Source organism: Spongiibacter sp., assembly GCF_984394615.1.
This window is the reverse complement of the sequence record NZ_CFHTQA010000024.1, coordinates 15,957-37,916: the sequence shown is the minus strand read 5'-3', so window position 1 is coordinate 37,916 and position 21,960 is coordinate 15,957. Positions and strand designations below refer to the sequence as shown.

Sequence of the window (21,960 nt, the reverse complement as noted above, 5' to 3'; positions counted from 1 at the left end):
ACATAAACTTTCAGAATTGCCGACATTTAGCATCAGGCAATCACTCAATAGAACGCATCGCCATGACTACAGCCAAGCCCGATATCCAGCATGAAATCCCCGTCCGAAAATTTTTGCGGCTGCTGGATTATCTGGAGAAAGTCGGTATAGAACCGGCCCCGATTGCCAAGCGCGGCGGCCTCGATATGAATCGCCTGATACAGGAAGACCCGGATACGCTGCTGCCGGGCTACCGCTATTCCAGCCTGTATGAGCTGGCCGCCGAAGAAATGCAGAAACTGAATGTGGCGGTTCCCTGGGGAGCCGGAATCGGCAGCGATATTTTTCACTTCATGTGCTACAGCATTATCAACTGCCAGACATTGGAGGAGGCCCTGCGCCGCGCCGAGCGCTATCAGCGCATGGTGTATCCAATGACCGGCTACCACATCATTCTGAGCGTCGACGGGGACACTGCCGAGCTGCGCTATCACTTCGATAACAACACCATCAAACCGCAATTCATGCCGGACAGTTGGGATCGCGTAGAATTTTCAGACACCGTGGCCAAGGCCTCGGGACTCCGGGTCTGGCATGCCTTCATGGGGTGGCTGGTCGGCCGAGATATCGATCTGATTGACGTACAGATCTCCGCACCGGAGTTCTCTACCGCCTATACCAACAGCGTCAACACAGTGATGGGCGCCACACCCAGCTACGACGCCGACTACACGGCCATGCGCTTTCACGCTGACTGTCTGCGCTATCGCACCGTACATACCTCGGAATCGCTGGAAGCCTTCCTGCGAAATGCGGTTTACGCGCTGATCGCTCAGGACTCCCGTCCCGCCAGTACCGGCGCCGCCATTCGCTCACTGCTCGCCAAAAGCGGCGCCGGCAGCCTCCCCAGTTTCGAAGACATGGCGGAAAACCTGCACATGTCACCGTCGAGCTTGCGCCGCCGCCTGCAGAGCGAGGGCACCAGCTATCAGGAGCTGAAGGACCACTATCGACGCGATATCGCCATGCGCCACCTCCGTGAAAACACGCTGAAAATTCATGAGATTGGTGAACTGCTGGGCTTTCTTGAGTCGAGCTCCTTTATCCGCTCTTTCCGCAACTGGACCGGGCTTACCCCCAAGCAGTACCGCTCGGAATTTTTCGACGACTGAACCCTGGCGAAACCGGAGAAACGGGCACAAAAAAGGCGGGCCTGAGCCCGCCGGAATGCTGGGGGGAGAGCCCGAGCGAATCAGTAGCGGTAACGCAGCTCCAGACCGTAGGTCCGCGGCGCACCGTATTGTTCAGTTTCGAGCCCCAGACCCTGGAAGTTAATACCGTACGCCGGGTAGTCGTCGTCGGTCAGATTGTTCCCCCACAGCGACACCATCAGCTCACCTTTTTCCACCGGGATATTGCTCAGACTGATACGCGCGTTCACCACGGTGCGCTCATCCATGGACCGCACGGGGAAGGAATAGACACCCTGGCCACCCATACCGTCAGAGATAACCGCCGGGGCCAGACTGACCTGCTCCCAAGTATCCTGCCAGTTCGCATCAACAAACAGGTTGAAGTCACCGATGGCGGTGCTGGCAAAGGTGTAGTCAAGGCTCAGATTCACTTTATTGCTCGGTGAATTACCGCGCTTTGATTCCTTGTAGCCCTTGATACACTCGCCGTTAAAGCAGGTGCTCGGATACTCGGCAAAGTCACCGTGGATGTAGGAATACGCCAGACTGACGACCATTGCTTCAACAGGCGCTACCGAGATTTCGAGCTCGCTGCCCCAGCGCTCGGCCACACCGGCATTGATGATCGCCGACGCCGCCGTCCCCGAGGTGGTGTCAATCACACTGGTTTGCAGGTCATCGTATTTATAGGCATACACACCGGCATTGACGCGCAGTCGCTTATCCAGCCAATCCGACTTCACCCCCACTTCCACCTGCTCAATGGTCTCCTCATCGAAGCCATTGGCAAAGATTTCGCCGTTGAAACCACCTGAACGATAGCCGGTGGCGTAGCGCAGGAAGGCATTGATATTGTCAGCCACATCGTAGGCCACGGTCGCGTTGTAGCTGAAGTTGTAGAAGTTGTTATCCAGGTCTGTAGATCGCGCCGGCGTCACGCCGAAGGGGCTGACCACCCTGCCGAAGTTATAGGCTACCGCCTTTTTCTCTTCGGTGTAGCGCATACCGATGGTCAGCGCCAGCCGGTCCTCGAGTTGCGCAAAGCGATAGGTCCCCTGACCGTACAGCGCCAAGGCATCCGTGTTCAGCGTGTATTTTTCAGCCTGACGGCCGGCCAGCGGCAAGGCAAAAGCGGCCTTGCGGTCGTAGTTGGACTCGTCCTCGAACCAGAACAAACCCAGGGTGTAATCCAGTTGCGCGGTTGCCCCCGTGAGCTGGAACTCCTGAGAAAACTGCTCATAGGCAGAGCTGGTGTCCTGCAGGCTGTGTCCCGCCCCCAAGGTGTCGACCGCATTCCACACACCGTCGGCGCCAGCACCACCAAATTGACCATAGATCTGCAGCAATGCCAGGTGGAGATTGTCGTTGTAGGCACCGATGCCGTTGGCATCCAGGCTGCTGTCAATATCCTCGAGATCGCCAAAGACATAGGTTTCAATTTCGCGGTAAGCCGTAATCGACTTCAGCGTGACTTCACCCAGTACACCGCGCTCACCCAGGAACCACTCGGCAGTAATAGCGTGACCGTCAGACTCGTTCTCGCTGACCGGGGGATTATCCGCCCAGCCGCCTTTCGGCCGCCCTTCACCTCTGGCCAATACCTGTTCGTAGGCATCGATGGTTTTCTGAATAGAGGGAATCCAGCGGCTGGCGATACGGCCATCGGCACCCGGCGCCATCGCCAGACCCTGAGCACTGGGCAATACGGTGTTCTTCAGAAAATCCAGTCGGCTGGTGCCCTGAGTATTCAGGGCAGTAAAGCCCACGGCTTTCTGGAGCGTACCCACCTCATCCAACTCACTGTGATCGTAGATGTAGTCCACTGTGATATTTTCGCGGGGCTCCCAGCGCAGCGCAGCGCGCCAGGCCAGTCGATCCAGATTGTCGAAGTCCTCGCCACCGGAGTAATTCTCGTAGAAGCCGTCGCGGTCTTTGCTCAGGAAATTCAATGCCGCACTGAGTCTGCCGGCCCCTTCGCCGACCTCACCGATCGCATCAAAGTCCACGCTGCCCTTCAAGGTGCGCAGTCCGTAGTTGCCGAGTCCCGCGGTCAGATCGGCGGCAAACTCGCCCAGTGGTTTACGCGAAATCACGTTAATCGCACCGGCCGTTGAGTTCCGGCCATAAAGGGTGCCCTGCGGACCACGGAGAATTTCAATGCGCTCGATCTGCGCAACATCCATGGCTGTGCCGAGCATTTTGCCGACGTAGACACCATCCACATACATCCCGACAGCCGGGTCCAGTGAAATATTTGAGCCCACGCCACCGGAAATACCGCGAATACTCAGACTGGTTGCACCGCGCGAACCGGGCGCGGAATAGCCGCCCATACCCGGCATCGACGCGAACATATCGTCGGTGTTGGTAATGCCGCGCTTATCAATCCCCTCACTGTTCAGCGCGGTAATCGATATGGGCGTGTCCTGCAGCGATTCGACACGACGCTCTGCGGTAACCAGAACCTCTTCAAGGGCCTGTGCCGACGCGTTTGACACCAGGGTAGGCAGCGAAAGCAGTGATATCGCCAAGGGCAATACCTTCAGCCGTGCACCTGCAGTGAATGGATAATTCTTCATGCCATAACTCCGTTTTCATTATTGAGGTTAAGAATGGCGGTCTCTCAACCGTTAGCATTAGTTATCTGGCTGACGGAAAGCTGAGAATGCAGGCAACAGCAGGCCGTCAACGGCTCGCCCGATGGCAGGCCGCTTGAGTCAAAAAGTGGGAAGGTATCTCCGGCGGAAAACCCCGGACGCTTCGCTACGGAATGATGTCGTTATCGTCCTTCATTGCCTGTGCCCATTCATGTCGTTATCAGTATTTTGGTAGGCGGAGAGAGGAGGTATTGGCAGCAATGGCGCAACAGCCCCTCACTCGTCTTAGCGAAAATCTTACGCCCCAGCGGATAAAAAACGATGACAAAAACAGCCATAAAAATGCGCGGAAACGCTCATCTTGAATCTTTAAGTAGCCAAGGCGTTCACGGCTGCAGATTCAGTTCAGACTCTATGCGCCGACTGTCTTCATCGGGCCGCTCCAGATCGTCGATATGGGCAATGCCGTTCACCGCCTGCCGGGTAGCGGCCGCGCTTTCATCGTCTTGAAAGAACTGCTTGTACCACTGACGTCCGCGCCCGAAAGGGCCGTCCGACTTCAATTGCAGTACACGAATTGCCGAGCCCTTGTGTTTCCAGACGGCAAAATCCGAGGCCAGTGAGTCCAGCGCTCCGGCTTGTAACGCCGCCGCCTGCTCCCGCTCATCGTCTCCGGGCTTGTCGACCTGGCTGTTCACCAGCAAGCCGTGCCAGAGTCGACAAACACCGTCTTCCACGGGTGTATTGGCGATCAGCTCAATACTTTCCACGTCGCCAAACAACTGGTGCGACAGCAACACACCGGGCCCGGTATACCAGGTCACCGTTTTCAGCATGGCCTGGTATTCCTGATGGAAGCCGCCCTGACGCTGGATATAAATATGGTCGCGCCACTCATTCTCAAAGTACTCACAGGGCGCGCCGTGGGTGGGACCGAGATGGCGCGCATCGGCCATATTGTCGATCACTTCCTGGGGATTGACCGGTAACTCACCCAGGTGATCCATGCGCCAGTGAATCCATTGCGGCTGATGCCACTGCGCCAGATCCGGCGCGGGGTAGGCGGGTTCGCCACCATCGGGATCAAACCACATCCAGATGCCCCCCAACTGCTCCACCACCGGATAACTGGTGAGCTTTGCCGAGCGGGGTTTGGGGCCGTCATGATAGGGAATATCATCACAGACGCCGTCGGGACCGAAACGCCAGCCGTGATAGGGGCAGCGAATAGACGAACCTTCGATCTGCGCCCCCTCGCGGGCAATCACCGCCGAATCGCTGGCCGCAATATGGCACTGCATATGCGGACAATAGGCGTCCAGCAGCACCGGCCACCCCTCTTCACTGCGGTACAGCGCGAAGTCTCTCGCAAAATAACGCAGTGGAACGGGACGATCTTCCAACTCGCAGGATTCCGCAATCAGAAACCAGCCTCTGGGAAAGGTATTGGGCCCCAAGCCATAGTCTTCTGCCTTTGCCATACACGCGCTCCTTAAATGACATCCGGCCGAAACATGGCATCGTGACCGCCATCCACGTACAGCAGGGAACCGCAAACAAAAGCGGCCTCGCGGCTGAGCAGAAAGCCAATCGCATTGGCAATATCGCTTGCCTCACCCGCACGTCCCAAGGGGATGCTCTCCAAAAATTCTTTTATTGCCGCGGCATAGTCCGGGTGATTTTCTGTCTCGGCCGTCATCGCTGTGCGCGTGTAGCCCGGCGCCACGGCGTTCAGGCGCACACCTTTGCGCGCATAATCTGGCGCCTGGCGCCGCATCCAACGGGCGATTGCCTGTTTCGAGCCACTATAAGCCTGATGACCGCTGAGTTCGGGCAGTCGCTCAGCAAGCAGTTCCCGGTTACCGTCAATCAACGCCTGCATATACTGTTCGTCACTGGGATGCGGCGCGGAGTTCGAGGACACAAACACAGCGCTGCCCCGACGCGAGGCCAGGCTGTCCGCCAAGCCCTCAAGCAATGCAGTCGAGCCGAAAAAATTCACTTCAGGAATCAGCGACGTCAGCGGATGCGTTCCCCCCACGCCCGCGCAACACACCAAACCATCCAGCCCCTCCGGGCAGGCATTCAGACACTGCTCGACGCCCCCCTGTCGACCGGATACGGTCGACAGATCGGCAATGATGTCGGCATCCTGGCGATCGAGCCCAATCACCTTTTCGCCATCAGCTTGAAGGCGCGCAACCACGGCCGCACCAATACCTGATGCCGCTCCCGTAACGATATAACTGCCCATCATGTTCTCCTTATTTCTCTCAGCCCAGACTGGCCTGACCGCCATCCAGCGCAATGCTCTGGCCGTTAACATAACGGCAGGACTCGCTGCACAAGGTGGCCACAAACTCACCAATATCTTCTTTACACTCGCCAATACGACGCATGGGGATCGACGCCACAAACTCTGCCGCTTCGTCCGGACGCGTTTCCGTCCACCACTTCAGCGACGGCGACATGGCATGCGGCAGAATCACATTGGTTCGAATGCCCTCAGGCGCCCACTCACAGGCCGCTGCCCGGCTCAGAGAACGAATCGCTTCCTTTACCGCTGCATAGGCCCCGTAGCCAGACATGTCCCAGCGCATGGCCGCCGACGACGCCAGGTTCACGATCACACCATCGCCCTTCAGGTGCGGATAACACAGGCGCATCAGACGGAATGTCGCCACCGGACCTGACTGCCAGCCCGCCTCAATCGCGTCTTCCTTCAGATCCAGCAAATTACCCAGTGGAACTTCCTGCGCGTTATTCACCAGAATATTCAGGCCACCAAAATGCGAGACGCTTGCCTCAACAGCGGCAGCCAGCTCGTCGGCGCTCTTTACGTTGGCGGCAACGGCCAGTGCTTTTCCACCGGCGGCCTGGATCAGGTCACGCGTTGTTTCCAGCTTATCGAGACTGCGGCCGAGCAAAGCCACGGCGGCGCCGCGCTCGGCGAGCGCCAGTGCAATACCCTGTCCGACGCCTTGCCCTGCGCCACTTACCAGTGCCGTTTTTCCTTCCAGATAACGCTCAGTCATAGTTCCTCCTGATTATTGTGAAGTGATGGTAGCGAGCCGCCGTGGTAAACCCGACGACAAAAACAACTATTTTTATGCACATTTCCGACTGCTCTTGCCTTCGCTATCGGGCTGGTTGTTTTTGTTGGCAAAGTTGATGGGAAATGTCCTGAGCAAAGCGGCGACAGGCCGCTAGCATGGTCGCGAATTCCTGAATCGACCCAACGGTCGACAGTCCGCACTATGGAGTCGCGATGAAATTCAGCTACAGCCCCAGCATGTGTCCACCTGATCAATACCTGCCTCTGGCAAACGCCGCCGAGGAGCTGGGCTTCAATAGCATGGCGCTGCCAGACAGCCTCTGTTATCCCGAGCACGCCTCAGCCAACTATCCGTACAACGGCGACGGCTCTCGCGAGTTTCTCAAAGACCAGCCCTTTGTCGAGCCGTTAGTCGCCATTCCGTACCTGGCCGGACAAACAAAACGCCTGCGGTTTATTACGGCAGTCTATAAACTCGCTGTTCGCCAGCCGCTGGTCGTCGCCAAACAGCTTTCCACCCTGTCGGCACTGTGCGGAGACCGGCTCGATTTCGGCGTGGGTATCAGCCCCTGGCCCGAGGATTTTGAAGGTTGCCAAATTCCTTGGGAGAAACGCGGCGCACGACTGGATGATCAGATCGCCATTATTCGCGGCCTGTTAACGGGCGAGTTTTTTACGCACGACGGCAAACAGATTCAGCTCGCCAGCATGCAGCTCTGCCCGGCCGGAAGCCCTCAACCCATTTTGATCGGCGGTCACTCCGATGCGGCTCTGAAACGCGCGGCGCGTGCCGGTGACGGCTGGATCGGCGCAGGCGGCAGCCTTGAGGACTACCGGATACTGATCGACAAGCTCAACAGCTATCGCAAAGCATTTGAGCGCGACCATCTGCCCTTCCGCATTCAGGTCAGCAGCGCCGATGCATTCAGTGCCAAGGGGCAGGACGCACTGCGCGACATGGGCGTGGACGAATGCCATATTGCCTTCCGCAACCCCTACACCGATGGCGTCGATCAGAGCAGCATCGACCAGAAAACCGATCAGATGGCGACATTCGCCGCCCGCTTTATTCGCTAGCTCGAACGCAACACCCAGGTAATCACCCGCTTGCCGGCTTCATGCCGGCTTTTTTTTGCCCGCCGAAAACCAACACAAATTTAATTTTAAGACAGTTGACTCAAACGTCTGGCAGGGCATAGGCTAGCCCGATGAAAACGGAAACAAGCAAGACAAACCGAAGCCCGGCCGCGCAAAAGATGTTGCGGGTCGCTGAGCGCCTGATTGCCGAAAAAGGCATAGACGGCGTATCCAGCCGTGAGCTGGCGCGTGAAGCCGGACAGAAGAACCACTCTGCGGTGAATTACCACTTTGGCTCCTTCGACGGTCTGGTGAACGCGATTATTGACGAGCGCGCCGGAAACATTAATGCGCAGCGCGAAAGCCTGTTGGCGGCGATTGACGTGCGCGGCGGAGCGGCCTCACCCCGAGCCCTGCTCGACGCCATGATTCGCCCCCTGGCCGAAGAACTGCTGCGCGGCGATGGCAACAGCCGTTACCTGAACCTGTTGGGGCAGCTACTCAGCCGCCCTCGCTGGCAGAGGCTGTTCTTCGAAAACCGCGCCCGTTCGCAAGCGCTGTTGCGTATTTCAGCCTTGCTGAGCGCACAGCTGCCGGCAGATATGCCCGAGGCCATTCGCCACTCCCGGCAGGCCCTCATGGGCCGACATATTATTCACAGCGTCGCCTACTGGGATGAACTGCAACACAGCGGCTCGGTGAAGATGGACGAGCAGGAGCTGGAGTGGCGCATACAGGATCTTATTAATTATTCACTGGCCGGTCTGATGGCCCCGCACCGCACTGAATCCGCATAACAAGAGGATAATAATCGTGGACCCGATGCCCAACGTCACCCTGTTCATTCTTGGCTTGTTTCTGTTTGCCTTTGCCACCGAGCTGTTCGGTGGTCGACTGAAACGCTCACCGCGCCCCTGGCGGGATGTGCTGTTTATGCTGTTTGGATTCGGCTCGAATGTCTTGCTCGCGGGTGCACTGATAGGCAGTGCGATTGGCTGGGCGCTCACCCATTGGCTGCCGGCACACGCAGGCAGTCTGGCAGGCACGGCGTTCTGGCTGGCGTTTCCCCTTATTTTTGTCACTGAGGAATTCGCCCACTACTGCTTGCACCGGGCCGCCCACGAATGGCGCTGGCTGTGGAAAGTGCACCGTACGCACCACAGCGCCCAGCATCTGAACGTCTCGGTGGTCTACCGCTACAACTTCTTTTGGGTCTTCATGCTGCCACAAACCTGGATGGGCGCCATTGCGGTGTACTACGGCCTGACCGCGCCCTTCCTCGCGGCGGTGCTGACCACGTACATTGTGAATCTCGGCACGCACAGCAGCTACCGCTGGGATCTGTGGTTGCGAGAGAAGCTGCCCGCTTCAGAGCCTGTATGGAAAGTGCTGGAGCGCATCATCACACTGCCCGACACCCATCACGCCCACCATGCCTACGGCAGCAAAAATGCCCACCCCAACGGCAATTACGCCGTGACCATCTTTCTGTTCGATGTGTTGTTTGGCACCGCCAAAATCCCCAACAGTCGGCAGGAAAAATTCGGTCTCCCCATTTCCCCGCGCCTGCACTGGGCCGAAGAACTGCTGTGGCCGGTCGTGAAAAAACCGCTGTTGCCCAAACCGGAAACCGCCACCCTCACAACGGTACCGGAGAAGCCCGCAGGCTAATCCGGTCTATGTCCCCTGCCGCTGCTGGCGTGCCTTGGTATAGGCCGTAGCCGTTGCCGACAGCGGATCGTCGGGCCAGGGGTGCTTGGGATAGCGCCCCTTCATCTCTTTTTTCACGTCGTGATAGGCATTGCGCCAGAAACCCGCCAGATCGGCAGTCACCGCCAGCGGACGCTGCGCGGGCGACAGCAGGTGCACCAGCACGGTCTGCTGTCCCTCCGCCACCTGCGGTGAGGCTTCACAGCCGAACATCTCCTGCAGCTTTACCGCCAGTACCGGTGGCGACTCCCGGTAATCCAGCCGAATCTGCGACCCGGAAGGCACGGCCAAACGCTCCGGCACCTGTTTTTGCAGCGCCTGCTGCTGAGGCCAATCCAACGTCGCCATCAGAATGTTGTGCATATCCAATGCCTGAAGGTCTCGCAAATTTTTAACCCCGGTCAGATACGGCAGCAGCCAGTCCTCAATACGGTCCAGCAAGGACTCATCATCCAGCACAGGCCAGCCGCCGGGGGCACAGTCGTAGCGGCGCATCAACGCGACCCGCCCCCGCAACTGTTCGGCGGAATCACTCCAATTCAGCAGGCTCAGCCCCCGCCGACGCAACAGCCCCAGCAAGGCGCTCGTCCGCTGCGCCGCATTGAGCTGGGGTTGAGGCTGGCGATCCAGTATCAGCTTGCCGATCCAGCGCTGGCGTTCGGCGACAAATCGCCCGAGCTTTTCATCCCAGTCCGCCACCAACTGCTCGCTCACCAAGGCATCCAGCGCCGAGCTGAACAGCGCTGAATCCAGGCGGCAGGCCAGATGAATGCGGTCACTGCGCTGACCACTGTGTCCTCCCAGGTCCAGCACCAGCAGGTAGGGGCTGCCCCGCAGACTGTCGTGCTCGGCCAACACCGCTCGGCGACCATTACTGAGCTGATAATCGGTGCCGCCATCACTCTGGGCGCGGGCAATACGGTCGGGAAAAGCCAGCGCCGCGGCAACCATCAGGGCCGTTTCATCAACTTCCTCACGGCTTACACGAGGCAACAAACGACGATACTGCCTGGCCTGCTGGGCGATGCGCCCATAGCGCTTGTCGCCGCGCGCAATGGCCAGCAAACGCGGATGAATATCGGCGCCACGGTCCATTTCCGGGTCGCGTTCACCCAGCAGTGCGGCCAGTGCGGCGGCGTCCTCGACACAGCCCAGTTGCTCGCTGCTCAGCAGCAACGCGGCCAGCCGGGGCGGTAGAGGCAGTGCCGCCATGGCCCGACCGCGCGCACTGAGCTGCGCGCCGTTTTCTATCGCGCCGAGCGTCATGAGCAGGTCCATCGCCTGACGGCAATGCGCCGCTGGCGGCGGATCCAGCCAGCGCAGCCCCTCGGGCTCACTGCCCCATTGCAGGCACTGCAGACACAGCGCCCCCAGATCGCTGTCGAGAATTTCAGGACGCCCCTGCTCAGGTAGCTCACTCTGCTCGCTCTCGGTCCACAGTCGATAGCAATGTCCCGGCCCCAGGCGCCCGGCGCGCCCGGCGCGCTGGGCCGCCGACGCGGCGGAGATACGCTGGGTGGCCAGGCGACTGGTCGCGCTGCGGGGATCGAAGCTCATGCGGCGCTCCAAGCCACTGTCGATCACCACCTCAATACCGTCAATGGTCAGGCTGCTCTCGGCGATATTGGTGGCCAGCACCACTTTTCTTCGCCCCTCCGGCGAGGCGGCAATCGCGAGGCGCTGGGCGTCGAGACTCAGATTGCCGTACAGCGGGGCAATGTCGGTGGAGGCATCGAGCTGGCCCTCTAGCTGCGCTGCGCAGCGTCGAATCTCGCCCTGTCCGGGCAGAAACACCAACAAGCTGCCAGCGTGCACATTGCAGGCCGCCTGCACCGCCGCACAAACCTCTGTGACGATATCCTTGGCACCCTGTCGCCCTCGGGCGGGTTGCCGCTGATAGTGCAGCGTTACCGGGTACTGTCGCCCCTCGCTGCTGAGCAGCGGCGCGTCATCCAGAAACGCGCACAGTGCTTCACCGTTGAGGGTGGCGGACATCAGCAGGATTTTCAGTGGCGTGTCGCGAAGCTCGCCGAACAGGCGCCGTCCTTCCAGCGCCAATGCCAGGCCGAGGTCGGCGTCGAGACTGCGCTCGTGGAATTCGTCAAAAATCAGCAGGCCCACCCCCTCCAGACTCGGGTCGTCCTGCAACAGGCGGGTGAGAATCCCCTCGGTTATCACCTCAATGCGGGTCTGCGCCGACACCTTGCTTTCGAGGCGAACGCGATAGCCCACCGTCTGGCCCACGGGCTCGCCCAACAGTGCGGCCATGCGCTCCGCCGCCCCTCTCGCGGCCAGGCGGCGGGGTTCCAACATCAGCACTTTCTGACCGCGCAACCACGGAGCATCGAGCAGCGCCAGCTGCACCTGCGTGGTTTTACCGGCGCCGGGCGGCGCTTCCAGAACCAGTTCATCGCGGGTGTCGAGCTGCGCCCGCAGCGCGGGAAGCAGCTCGACAATGGGCAGGTCTTGCGTCATGCGCTTAGTCAATAAAGTCCTTCAGGTCGCGCAGGAAATCGTCGAGTTTATCGTGGTGGACCCAGTGGCTGGCGCCCGGATAGCGCTTGATAAACGCATCCTGAAAATAGCTCATACGGCCACTCTCTTCCGGGTCTTCCACAAAGGTTTCGGTACCCCAGGCGAGAAAGGTCGGGCACTCGATATTGGAGTAGATTTCGCGCACTTCGGTCTCACCGCTTTCGAGTCGGTTGTGCTTGCGGGTGTAGTTGTCGAATTTCCAACTGTAGGTGCCGTCTTCGTTCTGGCTGGCACCGTGATAGGTCAGGTGCCGCGCCTGTGCTTCAGTGAGATGCGGGTTTTCATCGCGCATCCGCTGAAAGGCATCGTTGATCGTGGCGTAACGGCGGGGTTGTCGCGCCGACATGCTCTGGCGCACCCCGACCCATTCACGCATGGTCTGCCGGTAGCTCATGTTCTCGCAGGCCAGCGCATCGGCAATATTCGGAAAAATCCCCTCAATACACACCAGTTTTTTGACGTTCTCGGGGTAGACCGAGGCGTAGCGGGCAGAAATATTCCCGCCCATGGAGTGACCAACGATAGTGGCTGGCCCCAGCTTCTTCTGATTGATCAACTGGGCAATATCACAGACATAGGCTTCAAAGCTGTACTGGCCATCGGGCGACCAGGCGCTGTCGCCATGCCCGCGCAGATCCGGCGCAATAATGTGCCAGTCGTGGCGCAATTCCTGTGCGATCCAGTCCCAATTGCGGCAGTGGTCCTGGTTGCCGTGAATCAAAATCAACGGCGGTGCGCCGGGGTTGCCCCAATCGACATAATGCAGTCGCAAACGCTGGGAAATGTAGATGTGTGAACTGGGACCGGTTAGCTCCAGGCTCATTCGATGTCTCCTCAACAAGCGCCCGACACTGGGCGGCATTTCATCCTTCCAATGATGGCCCCTCAACGGTGGCAGCACCATCCTTCATTTCACAGAACGCAGCGCAGTTAATCATGCCGTGTTCATCCACTGCCTCCGATTGTACGTAGACTTAATTATTGTCACCACATCGACAACGCCGGAGATCACCATGCTCGACCCGATTACCCTTGCCGAAAAAGGTCTGATTCCAGACACCCTGATCCGTCGTGGCATTCGCCGACAACTGCAGGAACGCTTGGAACAGGAGGGTCGTGACGACCTCAATGCCAGCGAGCGCCGCCGCCGTGAATTCCGGCAGGCCCTGCGCCAATCTGAAATCGCCGTCAATACCGACGACGCCAACAGCCAGCACTACGAAGTGCCCGCCGGACTGTTTGAGCTGATGCTGGGCCGCCGTCTGAAATACTCCAGTTGCTGGTGGGACGACAACTGCAACTCACTGGACCAGTCCGAAGACGCGATGCTGGCGATGTATGTGCAACGCGCCCAATTGCAGGACGGACAGCGGATTCTGGAGCTGGGCTGCGGCTGGGGCAGCTTCTGTCTTTGGGCAGCCGAGCAGTTCCCCAACGCCGAAATTACCGCGGTTTCCAACTCTCATGGCCAACGGGAGTTTATCGAAGCCAAGGCCCTGGAACGCGGCCTGAAGAATCTGGAAGTGATCACCTGCAACGTGGCGGAACTGCAACTAAGCAAGCGCTTCGACCGCATTGTCAGCATTGAGATGCTTGAGCATGTGCGCAACTACCGGGAGCTGCTGAAGAACGTATCGCAGTGGCTGGAGCCCGAGGGCCTGATGTTTGTGCATATTTTCTGTCATGCACATCTGCACTACCCCTTCGACGGCGGCTGGATGACCGACAACTTCTTTGCCGGCGGCCAGATGCCCGCCTTCGACACCCTGATGCATTTCTCCGAGCATATGCGCATCGTCGATAGCTGGCGAGTCAATGGCGTGCACTACGCCAAAACGCTGGAAGCCTGGCTGGAGAAGCTGGACAGTCAACGCAGCGAGGCCCTGAAGGTCTTGGCCGATGCGCCCAACCCTCGGGTGCAGCTCAATCGCTGGCGCATGTTCCTGCTTGCCTGCGCCGAGCTGTTTGCCTATGACGGCGGCAAGGAGTGGTTTGTGGGCCACTACCTGCTCACGCCCGGACAAATCGCAGACTGATACACTGCCGCAACGGTGCACTTAGTCGCCGTTGCGGGCTTCCTCTTCCGCACGCTGACGCAGGACAAAGCGCTGGATCTTGCCGCTGGAGGTCTTCGGCAGTTCCTCGACAAACGCGATCTCACGGGGATAGGAGTGCGTGGACAGGCGCTGGCGGACATGGTGTTGCAGGCGCTCAATCATTTCTGGTGTGGGCTCATGGGCATCGCCCAATACCACATAGGCCTTCACAATGGTGCCACGCTTGGGGTGGGGTTTGCCGACCACACCGCTCTCGATTACCGCCTCGTGTTCCAGCAGACTGCTTTCCACCTCGGCAGGCCCGATGCGGTAGCCCGCCGACGCGATAATGTCGTCGTCGCGCCCGGTGTATGAGTGCGAACCGTCGCCGTTGCTGACCACCAGATCGCCGGTTAAATAGTATTTGCCGTGATACGGTTTTTTCTCACCACCCAGATAGCCCGGAAAGAAGAACAGCGGTGACTGCTCCATATCCACCGCCAGCTCCCCGGTCTCTCCCGCGCCCACCTCATTGAAGTCACTGTCCAGCGCCACCAGGCGGTAGCCGGGAATCGCGTAACCCATGCTCGCGTCGCGAAAGGGGTGCTCCAGCTCGTGGAAATTGCCGGACGTCATGCCGGTTTCAGTCTGGCCGTACTGGTCGTACACCTGACAATCGAACAGGCGGCGCATCCAGCTCACCACTTCCGGGTTCAGCGGTTCTCCGGCACTGCTGGCCCGATCCAGAGAAATCTCCGGATACTGGGCGATCAGCTCTTCATTCGCCATCAGCAACCGATAAGCGGTGGGGGCCGCCGCCAGGTTGTTGATCTGATTGCGACGCAGAAACTCCAGCGTATTCTCGGCGGTAAATCCGGCCTCGTTAAAGTGGGTGGTACAGCCCAGCAACAGCGGCCCGACAATGCCGTAGTAAAGCCCGTAGGCCCAGCCGGGATCCGCCACATTCCAGAAGCGGTCACTCTGGCGCAAGCCCACGGCATAATGCATGTACATGTAGAAGGCCATCAGCGCCTTCAGTGGTACGGCGACCCCTTTGGCCTTGCCCGTCGTGCCGGAAGTAAACATTTGCAGGAAGGGATCATCCTCGCCCAGCAGCACCGGCTCAAACACCTCGGATTGGGCATCCAGTGACGGGTAAAATAGCGCACCGGCCTGCGCCGCCTCCGCTGCGTCGGCCTCCGCCAGCAGCAGCGTATCGGGCAGCTCGGCCACCTCACTGAGTTTCGGCCACTGCTCGGTGTTGGTCACCACCAGCTTGGTACCGGCTTTTTGCAGTCGATACTCAATAGCCCCGGCACCGAATGCGGTAAACAGCGGCTGGTATACCGCCCCGGCACGCAGCGCGCCCATGACACAAATCAGCAGCTCTGGGGTACGCGGCAACAAGCCCGCTACCCGGTCACCCCGACCAATGCCCAGGCTGGTCAAATAGTTGGCAAACTGCGCCGAACGACGCTGAAGCTCAGCAAAACTCAGCTCTCCCCTGCTGCCGTCAATACGCTCGTAACGCAGCGCAATGCGGGCCTTGTCATCCGCCCATCGGTCGCATAACTCCACACAGCCATTAATACCGTCGTTAAAATTGCCCACGAAATTCTGTATGATCTGATCCACAGAAAAGCCGTCTGCGAAATCCTGGTAGCTGGTCGCTTTCATAGTTCTGCCTGTATCTAGTCGGGGTCGTTATAACTATTGTTGCCGCAGCGCGAGAATGTTGCCGCGGGAGAGAAAGCGTCAGGGTAAGCAATGCTCCCGGGCAACAGAATGACAAGTTGCAGCAGATAATTTGACAAGTTTTGCGCCGGCCGGGTTCATGAAGCATCTCACCTTCTCATCGCACTACGCTCGTGCCGTTGTCTGGGGCATGACACAGCGCGGCCTCGACTGCGACAGCCTGTTGCGGGAGCGCGGTATCGACCCGCAATTGCTGCATCAGCCCAAAGCGCGGATTCCCACCGACCAGTTTATTCGCCTGTTCCGGCTCTGCTGGAAAGTCCTCGACGACGAATTTATGGGCCGCAGCAGCCATCCCTGCCGCGTCGGCCACTTTCATTTGATGGGCGCACTGGTCGTCCACGCGCCCAATATGAGCGAGGTGCTGCGCCAGAGCATTCGCGCCTACGGCCTGTTTTCTGATGACCTGCGTTTCTCCCTGCGCTACCACAACGACGAAGTAGAGCTGAGTCTGGAACACCGACACCCCGAACTCGATCCCGACAGCTTTCTCGTGGAGTGGCTGCTGATGGTCTGGCACCGACTGATCGGCTGGATGATCGGTCGCAAAATCGTACTCAGCCAGGCGACCTTCCAGCACAGCCTGCCCTCACATTTCGATGAATACCGCTTTGTATTTCCCTGCGAATGCCACTTCGACCGGGAGCGTAACAGCCTGTTCTTCAGCAAGAACTACATGAGCATGCCGGTGACTCGCAGCGCCGCAGAGATCAATGAGTTCGTGCTCAACTCGCCCCGCGACCTGCTGATCTGGACCGACGAGGACAACAGCCTCAGCACACAGATTCGGCAATTGCTGGAGGCTCAGGACGAAGCCCGGCTGCCCACTCTCGCCTGGGTCGCCGAGCATATGCACATGACGTCTTACACCCTGTGCCGCAAGCTCAAGTCAGAAGGAAATTCCTACCAGAAGATCAAAGACAATCTGCGCCGCGATCAGGCCATTGTCATGCTCACCAAACAAAACCTCAGCGTCGCCGATATCTCCACCCGACTGGGCTTTGCCGAGCCGGGGGCCTTCTCCCGCGCCTTTAAAAACTGGACCGGACTCAGCCCGCTGAGCTACCGCAAGCAGGACCATTGAGCGGCCAGCACCGCCTCGTCGCCCCCCGCAGATTTACTCCCCACAGCCCCAACATTCGGTGTAGTCACCGCTGCCCCTCGCTTGCCAGTACGGCAAGTTGGAATCAGCGCGATTCGGGTCCCCGGTATGCACAAAGGCCTTGAGCCTAGTCGCCATGACCTTATGCAAGGCTTCGCGCTCCCGCCGGTTTTCCGGCGTCCAGGCAAATCGCATATACATCTCTCGGTCATTAATGAAATTCCCGAAGATGAACGGGATATCCAGACTGTGAAACGCACCGAAATCGACTTTCCAGGGATTGGGGTAGTTCTCCCAGACAAAGCGATAGGCATACACGGCGGGAAGCCTCTCTGAATACTCCTGCTCGACACTGCGCAGTTTCTTCCTGACAGCGCTTTCTGCAAGCGCAATGCTGATATTGCGTATCGGGCCGTTCCACAGTCCCAGCGCCTGATTCACCGTTTCCTCACGGGGCTCTCCGTTAAACAGCGGCCACAACTTTTCCGGGCTTCGTCCCTTCCCTTTAATGCGAATCAGGGTGCTCATTTCGTTGCGCACCTTGCCGATCATCAGCGGTACATGACTGACCACCTCGGCGCCGATGCCATCGGCCTTGTCCTTGCTCATCAGCACATGTCCGTCGGCAAGCGGCAAGGGCACCAGGCCGTAGCCGGATGCCTCCAGCAACACTTCTGCGGATTGATGATACAAGTACTGCCGCCGCGCCTCAGCAGACATCGCCGCCCATTTCTTCCGAGCCGCTCTCCGGCTCTGTGCATCGCCATTGTCGATAAGCAACTCTGCGACAAAGCCTCCGGTGCGCTCTTGAGCCTGATTGCTCGACGAGGAAAATGGCAGGCCGGAGAAGCTGATCGCACCGTGAAACTTGCCTGCGGCCAAGGGCGACCGCAACAGCGCCAACACGGAAACGGCACCGGCCGACTGCCCTGAAATGGTCAGCCGGTTTTCATCACAGGCGAATGCCGAACAGTTTTCATGCAGCCAGTCCAGCACCCGAATCATATCCAGCAAATAGAAGCTGCCGGCGTCTTCCGCCGGGTCGCCGGTCTGCAAAGCCGGACTTTGCAGTGAGCCCAACACGCCCAGCCGATAGTTTGCGGTCACCACTACCGCGTCGAGTTCCCGGGCCAAACGCTCGCCATCGTAGAGTGGATGCGCCGCATTGCCAAAGATGCCCGAACCCCCGTGAAAGAACAGCAGCACCGGGCGGCGCTGTCCGTCGGCCTCAGGCGCCCACACATTCAGATACAGGCAGTCTTCCGAGCCATAAACCTGTTCAAATGTGCTCTCGTCAGCGCTCGCATAGAAATTTCCGATTTGGGCACAGGCAGGTGCAGGTCGCTTCGCGGGTCGTACGCCCACCCAGCGCTCTGCCGGAACCGGCGCACGCCAGCGTCGCTCACCTACCGGCGGGGCGGCGTAAGGCACGCCCAGGTATCGGTCGACACCGTCATGCGTCGTTCCCTCGATGCTGCCGGAGCGGATCTCCACCACACGGGCATCTGCCACTGACGCGGCAACAACAAGCAGTAAAACTATCGCGGCGGTCTTCAAGCGCTCTCCGGACTTAATCGCACAGTTAGATCTGTCGACCAATCTAGCACAGAGAAATTCCGGTATTTGCTAATCGATCAGCAAATGCCCCAGATAGGCGAAAATGCCAATCATGACACCGGTGAATAACTGGGCGTGAACAAGGTAGGAGAATTTTCTGATTTGTGTGGGGGTGTATCGCCAGGTAATAAACAGGCCAAACAGTCCCTGCCATACCACCAGCGCCAGCACTGCGGGGAAAAACAGTATCTCCATGGGAACCCCCATCAGTGCAATGTGCAGCAGGATGGCCGCCACAGCGGTAATACCGACGTAGATATGCGTGCGATCGAGAAAGCGTATGGCTTGCGCCAGAGGGCTCAGATTCACTGCTGGTGAGTAGTCGGGCAGCAGTCGGCGCGCGATGGCGCCTTTGCCCAGCGTCAGTTTCGCAGCGGTCCTCAGGTAGATAAAGCACAGCAACCACAGGCCCAGTTCACCGAAGGCCTCTCCTATTTCCGCAAGAAAGGTCTCGCTTTCTTTAACCGGCGTGTAGTGGAAATAGGCATAGAGATAATAGGCTACCGAGACCGCCATCACGCCGGCCGTAAAAAGGGCAAGGCGCTGTAATCCCGGTGATAAGGCCCGCATGACACTCTCCCGCTCTGCAAATCAGCAACAGCAGAAAGCATAGCGCCGCCTACCACCGGGCGAACCGCGTCAGATCAAGATATCGTCACAAAGTATTTGCTGCCGACAGGGCTCGATGACTGGCAAACAAGGAGGACTACACTGTTGCATCGTCGGCAGCCGGAGGCTCTGCTTTCTGAACAGAGGGCAGCACAATCACGGCGCAAGGCGCATTCACCGAGACGTACTCAACCGTCGCTTTGCGCAGCGGCCAGTGTGCGCTCGTGCCACGAGACACGAGCATAATCAGATCGGCGCCCAACTGCCCCGCCAAATCAACCAACTTCTCGCCAGCGCTGCCCGCCAGCGCGTGGAGACTGGCACTGCGGTTAATGGGCAGGTATTTGCGCACCAGCAAGTCGAGCGTGCTTCTCACCTCAGCCTCTTTGTCCTCCGGTGACTCCTCGGTGACATGGGGAAAAAAGCCGCCCCCGCCGGGGTTGTAGGCACTGGCCAGGTGCAGTTCTCCGTCGTCGTCGAGCAGCGTCATTGCCGCCTCCAACGCCCGTTTTGCTTCACCATCGTCGTCCGGATCAATGGCGATCAACAGTTTCCGATACATAGTCGTTCTCCTGTTTGGATTCAGCTTCGGCTTCGACTTCAGGAAAAGCCCGCCCTTTGACCAACTCATCCATGCTGTAACCGCGATAATCCGCGTGTAAGGCTCTGAACAGCGCTACCGCCATAAAAACCAGCAAAATACAGAACGGCAGTCCCAATGTGGTAATGACATTCTGCAGCGCATCCAGTCCACCCGCGAGCAACAGTGTTGCCGCAATCATCCCCTGCGCTGCCGCCCAGAAAATGCGCTGCCGTACCAGCGAAGGCTGGTCGTCACGGCGGGTTAACATATCGATCACCAGTGAGGCAGAGTCTGAGGACGTCGTGAAGAAAATGACGATGATTACCACGCTCAATGCCGAGGAAAACGCCGCCAGCGGAAAGCGTTCCAAAAAGGCAAAAATCGCGACTGACGGGTCCTGCTGTACCTGCTCAGCCAATCCAATCTGGCCGCCCATTTCCACATGGATCGCCGACAGTCCGAAGATGCCAAACCAGATCAAGGTGAAGGCAGTCGGTGCAAACAGCACCCCGGCAATAAACTCCCGAATGGTGCGTCCTCTGGAGATTCGCGCAATGAAAATCCCCACGTAGGGCGCCCATGAAATGGTCCAGGCCCAGTAGAACAGCGTCCAGCGCCGCTGCCAGTCTGAATCGTTGAAGGTCTCTGTCCAGAATGATAGCCATGGCAAAGCATTAAGGTACTCACCCACGCTTTGCACCATGCCCTCGGCAATAAACACCGAAGGCCCCACCACCAGCACAAAACCCAGCAGAGCCATCGCCAGCACCACATTAAGCTGCGACAAGCGGCGTACCCCCTTATCCAGGCCCAATGCCACAGAGGTCGCCGCGATACTGCTGATCACCACAATGAGCAGCACCTGCACCCAGCCCGTCACCGGCGTGCCAAACAGGTAATGCAGACCGCTGTTTAACTGCAGGGTACCCAGCCCCAGCGACGTCGCCACCCCGAACAAAGTGCCCAGTACCGCAATCACATCAATCGCCCAGCCCAACGGCCCGAACGTGCGCGCGCCAAGAATGGGGTAAAACAGACTGCTGATTCGCATCGGCAAATCGTGGCGATAGGCAAAATAGCCGATCGCCAAGCCCGGCATCGCAAAAATCGTCCAGGTGTGCAAACCAAAGTGGTACAGGGCAATGGTCATGGCATCGCCTGCCGCCCGTTCGGAGTAGGGTTCGACACCCTCGAAGGGAGGCTGCGCAAAATGCGACACCGGCTCGGCCACGCCCCAGAACATCAGAATAGTGCCGATTCCGGCGGCAAACAGCATGGTGAACCAAGTCAGGTTCGAATAGTCGGGATGGCTGTCATCCGCCCCCAGACGGATATTCCCGAAGCGGCTGACAGCCAGACCCAGCAGGAAAACCAGCAAGGCACTCACCGAGAAGATATAAAACCAGCCGAGGTTTTGAGCGACCCAGCCAGCGATCTGGCCAAAGCGCTCGGCAAGCTCCGCGCCGTACAGCACGGCCATCACCGCAAATATCAGGGCGATGCCCGCCGAGGTAAAAAACACCCCCGGTATTGTCTGCAGCCCCAATCGGCGTTGCAGTTGCTCCAGCACAACCGCCTCCGTTTTCTCGTTCCGTGAACCTCCACCCTACCGGCTGCGGCTCAGAGATCAAGACGAGGCGATCAATTCCCGTGAATACCTATCCTCAGGTCAGCAGGTAAGGCAGAAAAATCAGCACGCCAATCACAAACGCGCCTGCGGCGCTGATCAGTACCGATGCGGCGGCCACATCTTTGGATTTTTTTATCAAAGGGTGAAAGTCCGCTGAGACTAGGTTGCAGAGAAACTCCAGTGCGGTATTCAACGCCTCGGCAATCCAGACCAGCATCATCGCCAACAGCAGCGCGCACCACTCCATACGCGTCACGCCAAGGCTCAGGCCGACGATGACCACCAGCAGGGACGCGAAGAGATGAACACGGGCGTTGTGCTGACTGCGCAGCAGCTCAGCAAGACCGCTGAAGGCATAGCGGAAACTGCGCGCTCGCTCAACGAGAGAAAAAGGCTTTTCCATTGACGGTATCACCCTGAGAAGAAGCTAAGATTTTTACGCCAATAACAGCGCCTTGCAACGCGAGGGCTTGCTACATTGT

The 21,960-nt window shown here is 58.8% G+C and carries 18 protein-coding genes; 6 read left to right on the top strand and 12 right to left on the bottom strand.

Annotated elements, in window-relative coordinates; translation table 11 throughout:
- Positions 1–62: 62 nt before the first annotated feature.
- The gene (locus AC5DB9_RS10410; protein WP_022959881.1) at positions 63–1,151 is read left to right on the top strand and encodes an AraC family transcriptional regulator; all 1,089 of its coding nucleotides are present in this window, start codon (positions 63–65) and stop codon (positions 1,149–1,151) included.
- An 80-nt stretch (positions 1,152–1,231) separates the two neighbouring features.
- Here the strand turns inward: AC5DB9_RS10410 and AC5DB9_RS10405 are convergent, their stop codons facing one another.
- The 4 genes from AC5DB9_RS10405 to AC5DB9_RS10390 form a co-directional block, all read right to left on the bottom strand.
- Positions 1,232–3,751, bottom strand: coding sequence for a TonB-dependent receptor (locus AC5DB9_RS10405; RefSeq protein WP_272994163.1), 2,520 nt, complete (start codon positions 3,749–3,751; stop codon positions 1,232–1,234).
- Between the two features lie 404 nt (positions 3,752–4,155).
- Entirely contained in the window at positions 4,156–5,250 is a 1,095-nt protein-coding gene (locus tag AC5DB9_RS10400) for a Rieske 2Fe-2S domain-containing protein (protein WP_272994162.1), read from the bottom strand.
- Positions 5,251–5,261: 11 nt separating this feature from the next.
- On the bottom strand, positions 5,262–6,026 hold the full coding sequence (locus tag AC5DB9_RS10395; RefSeq protein WP_272994161.1) for an SDR family oxidoreductase: 765 nt from the start codon (positions 6,024–6,026) through the stop codon (positions 5,262–5,264).
- Between the two features lie 16 nt (positions 6,027–6,042).
- Complete coding sequence (locus tag AC5DB9_RS10390; protein WP_272994160.1) at positions 6,043–6,804, bottom strand: SDR family NAD(P)-dependent oxidoreductase; 762 nt, start codon at positions 6,802–6,804, stop codon at positions 6,043–6,045.
- 233 nt (positions 6,805–7,037) lie between these two features.
- Here AC5DB9_RS10390 and AC5DB9_RS10385 point away from each other — a divergent pair, with 233 nt between their 5' ends.
- The 3 genes from AC5DB9_RS10385 (at position 7,038) to AC5DB9_RS10375 (ending at position 9,572) form a co-directional block, all read left to right on the top strand.
- Complete coding sequence (locus AC5DB9_RS10385; RefSeq protein ID WP_272994159.1) at positions 7,038–7,901, top strand: TIGR03619 family F420-dependent LLM class oxidoreductase; 864 nt, start codon at positions 7,038–7,040, stop codon at positions 7,899–7,901.
- Between the two features lie 131 nt (positions 7,902–8,032).
- Positions 8,033–8,698: a TetR/AcrR family transcriptional regulator gene (locus AC5DB9_RS10380; protein ID WP_272994158.1), complete on the top strand. Its 666-nt coding sequence runs from the start codon at positions 8,033–8,035 to the stop codon at positions 8,696–8,698.
- A gap of 25 nt (positions 8,699–8,723) precedes the next feature.
- Positions 8,724–9,572, top strand: a complete 849-nt coding sequence (locus tag AC5DB9_RS10375; RefSeq protein ID WP_272994182.1) for a sterol desaturase family protein — start codon at positions 8,724–8,726, stop codon at positions 9,570–9,572.
- A 6-nt stretch (positions 9,573–9,578) separates the two neighbouring features.
- Here AC5DB9_RS10375 and hrpB read toward each other — a convergent pair whose 3' ends face one another.
- Positions 9,579–12,098: an ATP-dependent helicase HrpB gene (gene hrpB, locus AC5DB9_RS10370; RefSeq protein WP_272994157.1), complete on the bottom strand. Its 2,520-nt coding sequence runs from the start codon at positions 12,096–12,098 to the stop codon at positions 9,579–9,581.
- Entirely contained in the window at positions 12,091–12,969 is an 879-nt protein-coding gene (locus tag AC5DB9_RS10365) for an alpha/beta fold hydrolase (RefSeq protein WP_022959890.1), read from the bottom strand. Before AC5DB9_RS10365 ends, hrpB begins: the two co-directional genes overlap by 8 nt.
- Positions 12,970–13,159: 190 nt before the next feature.
- On the opposite strand from AC5DB9_RS10365, the gene AC5DB9_RS10360 reads away from it, so the two are divergent.
- The gene (locus AC5DB9_RS10360; protein WP_272994156.1) at positions 13,160–14,182 is read left to right on the top strand and encodes an SAM-dependent methyltransferase; all 1,023 of its coding nucleotides are present in this window, start codon (positions 13,160–13,162) and stop codon (positions 14,180–14,182) included.
- A gap of 21 nt (positions 14,183–14,203) precedes the next feature.
- Here AC5DB9_RS10360 and AC5DB9_RS10355 read toward each other — a convergent pair whose 3' ends face one another.
- Positions 14,204–15,859, bottom strand: a complete 1,656-nt coding sequence (locus AC5DB9_RS10355) for an AMP-binding protein (RefSeq protein WP_272994155.1) — start codon at positions 15,857–15,859, stop codon at positions 14,204–14,206.
- A gap of 157 nt (positions 15,860–16,016) precedes the next feature.
- On the opposite strand from AC5DB9_RS10355, the gene AC5DB9_RS10350 reads away from it, so the two are divergent.
- Positions 16,017–17,021, top strand: coding sequence for an AraC family transcriptional regulator (locus AC5DB9_RS10350; RefSeq protein WP_272994154.1), 1,005 nt, complete (start codon positions 16,017–16,019; stop codon positions 17,019–17,021).
- A 33-nt stretch (positions 17,022–17,054) separates the two neighbouring features.
- Here AC5DB9_RS10350 and AC5DB9_RS10345 read toward each other — a convergent pair whose 3' ends face one another.
- The 5 genes from AC5DB9_RS10345 to AC5DB9_RS10325 form a co-directional block, all read right to left on the bottom strand.
- Positions 17,055–18,596 (bottom strand): carboxylesterase/lipase family protein, encoded by a 1,542-nt coding sequence (locus tag AC5DB9_RS10345; RefSeq protein WP_272994153.1) that lies wholly within the window; start codon positions 18,594–18,596, stop codon positions 17,055–17,057.
- Between the two features lie 69 nt (positions 18,597–18,665).
- Positions 18,666–19,226: a hypothetical protein gene (locus AC5DB9_RS10340; RefSeq protein ID WP_272994152.1), complete on the bottom strand. Its 561-nt coding sequence runs from the start codon at positions 19,224–19,226 to the stop codon at positions 18,666–18,668.
- A gap of 136 nt (positions 19,227–19,362) precedes the next feature.
- Positions 19,363–19,827 carry a universal stress protein gene (locus tag AC5DB9_RS10335; protein ID WP_272994151.1) on the bottom strand — a complete coding sequence of 155 codons (465 nt, stop codon included), beginning with the start codon at positions 19,825–19,827 and terminating at the stop codon, positions 19,363–19,365.
- Positions 19,799–21,418: a BCCT family transporter gene (locus AC5DB9_RS10330; protein ID WP_272994150.1), complete on the bottom strand. Its 1,620-nt coding sequence runs from the start codon at positions 21,416–21,418 to the stop codon at positions 19,799–19,801. Before AC5DB9_RS10330 ends, AC5DB9_RS10335 begins: the two co-directional genes overlap by 29 nt.
- 94 nt (positions 21,419–21,512) lie before the next feature.
- Entirely contained in the window at positions 21,513–21,881 is a 369-nt protein-coding gene (locus AC5DB9_RS10325; RefSeq protein WP_272994149.1) for a diacylglycerol kinase family protein, read from the bottom strand.
- Between the last annotated feature and the right edge of the window lie 79 nt (positions 21,882–21,960).

Coding starts and splice junctions, on each gene's coding strand:
- AC5DB9_RS10410 (WP_022959881.1), top strand. CDS start 63: ATGACTACAGCCAAGCCCGATATCCAGCATGAAATCCCCGTCCGAAAA.
- AC5DB9_RS10405 (WP_272994163.1), bottom strand. CDS start 3,751: ATGAAGAATTATCCATTCACTGCAGGTGCACGGCTGAAGGTATTGCCC.
- AC5DB9_RS10400 (WP_272994162.1), bottom strand. CDS start 5,250: ATGGCAAAGGCAGAAGACTATGGCTTGGGGCCCAATACCTTTCCCAGA.
- AC5DB9_RS10395 (WP_272994161.1), bottom strand. CDS start 6,026: ATGATGGGCAGTTATATCGTTACGGGAGCGGCATCAGGTATTGGTGCG.
- AC5DB9_RS10390 (WP_272994160.1), bottom strand. CDS start 6,804: ATGACTGAGCGTTATCTGGAAGGAAAAACGGCACTGGTAAGTGGCGCA.
- AC5DB9_RS10385 (WP_272994159.1), top strand. CDS start 7,038: ATGAAATTCAGCTACAGCCCCAGCATGTGTCCACCTGATCAATACCTG.
- AC5DB9_RS10380 (WP_272994158.1), top strand. CDS start 8,033: ATGAAAACGGAAACAAGCAAGACAAACCGAAGCCCGGCCGCGCAAAAG.
- AC5DB9_RS10375 (WP_272994182.1), top strand. CDS start 8,724: ATGCCCAACGTCACCCTGTTCATTCTTGGCTTGTTTCTGTTTGCCTTT.
- AC5DB9_RS10365 (WP_022959890.1), bottom strand. CDS start 12,969: ATGAGCCTGGAGCTAACCGGTCCCAGTTCACACATCTACATTTCCCAG.
- AC5DB9_RS10360 (WP_272994156.1), top strand. CDS start 13,160: ATGCTCGACCCGATTACCCTTGCCGAAAAAGGTCTGATTCCAGACACC.
- AC5DB9_RS10355 (WP_272994155.1), bottom strand. CDS start 15,859: ATGAAAGCGACCAGCTACCAGGATTTCGCAGACGGCTTTTCTGTGGAT.
- AC5DB9_RS10350 (WP_272994154.1), top strand. CDS start 16,017: ATGAAGCATCTCACCTTCTCATCGCACTACGCTCGTGCCGTTGTCTGG.
- AC5DB9_RS10340 (WP_272994152.1), bottom strand. CDS start 19,226: ATGCGGGCCTTATCACCGGGATTACAGCGCCTTGCCCTTTTTACGGCC.
- AC5DB9_RS10335 (WP_272994151.1), bottom strand. CDS start 19,827: ATGTATCGGAAACTGTTGATCGCCATTGATCCGGACGACGATGGTGAA.
- AC5DB9_RS10325 (WP_272994149.1), bottom strand. CDS start 21,881: ATGGAAAAGCCTTTTTCTCTCGTTGAGCGAGCGCGCAGTTTCCGCTAT.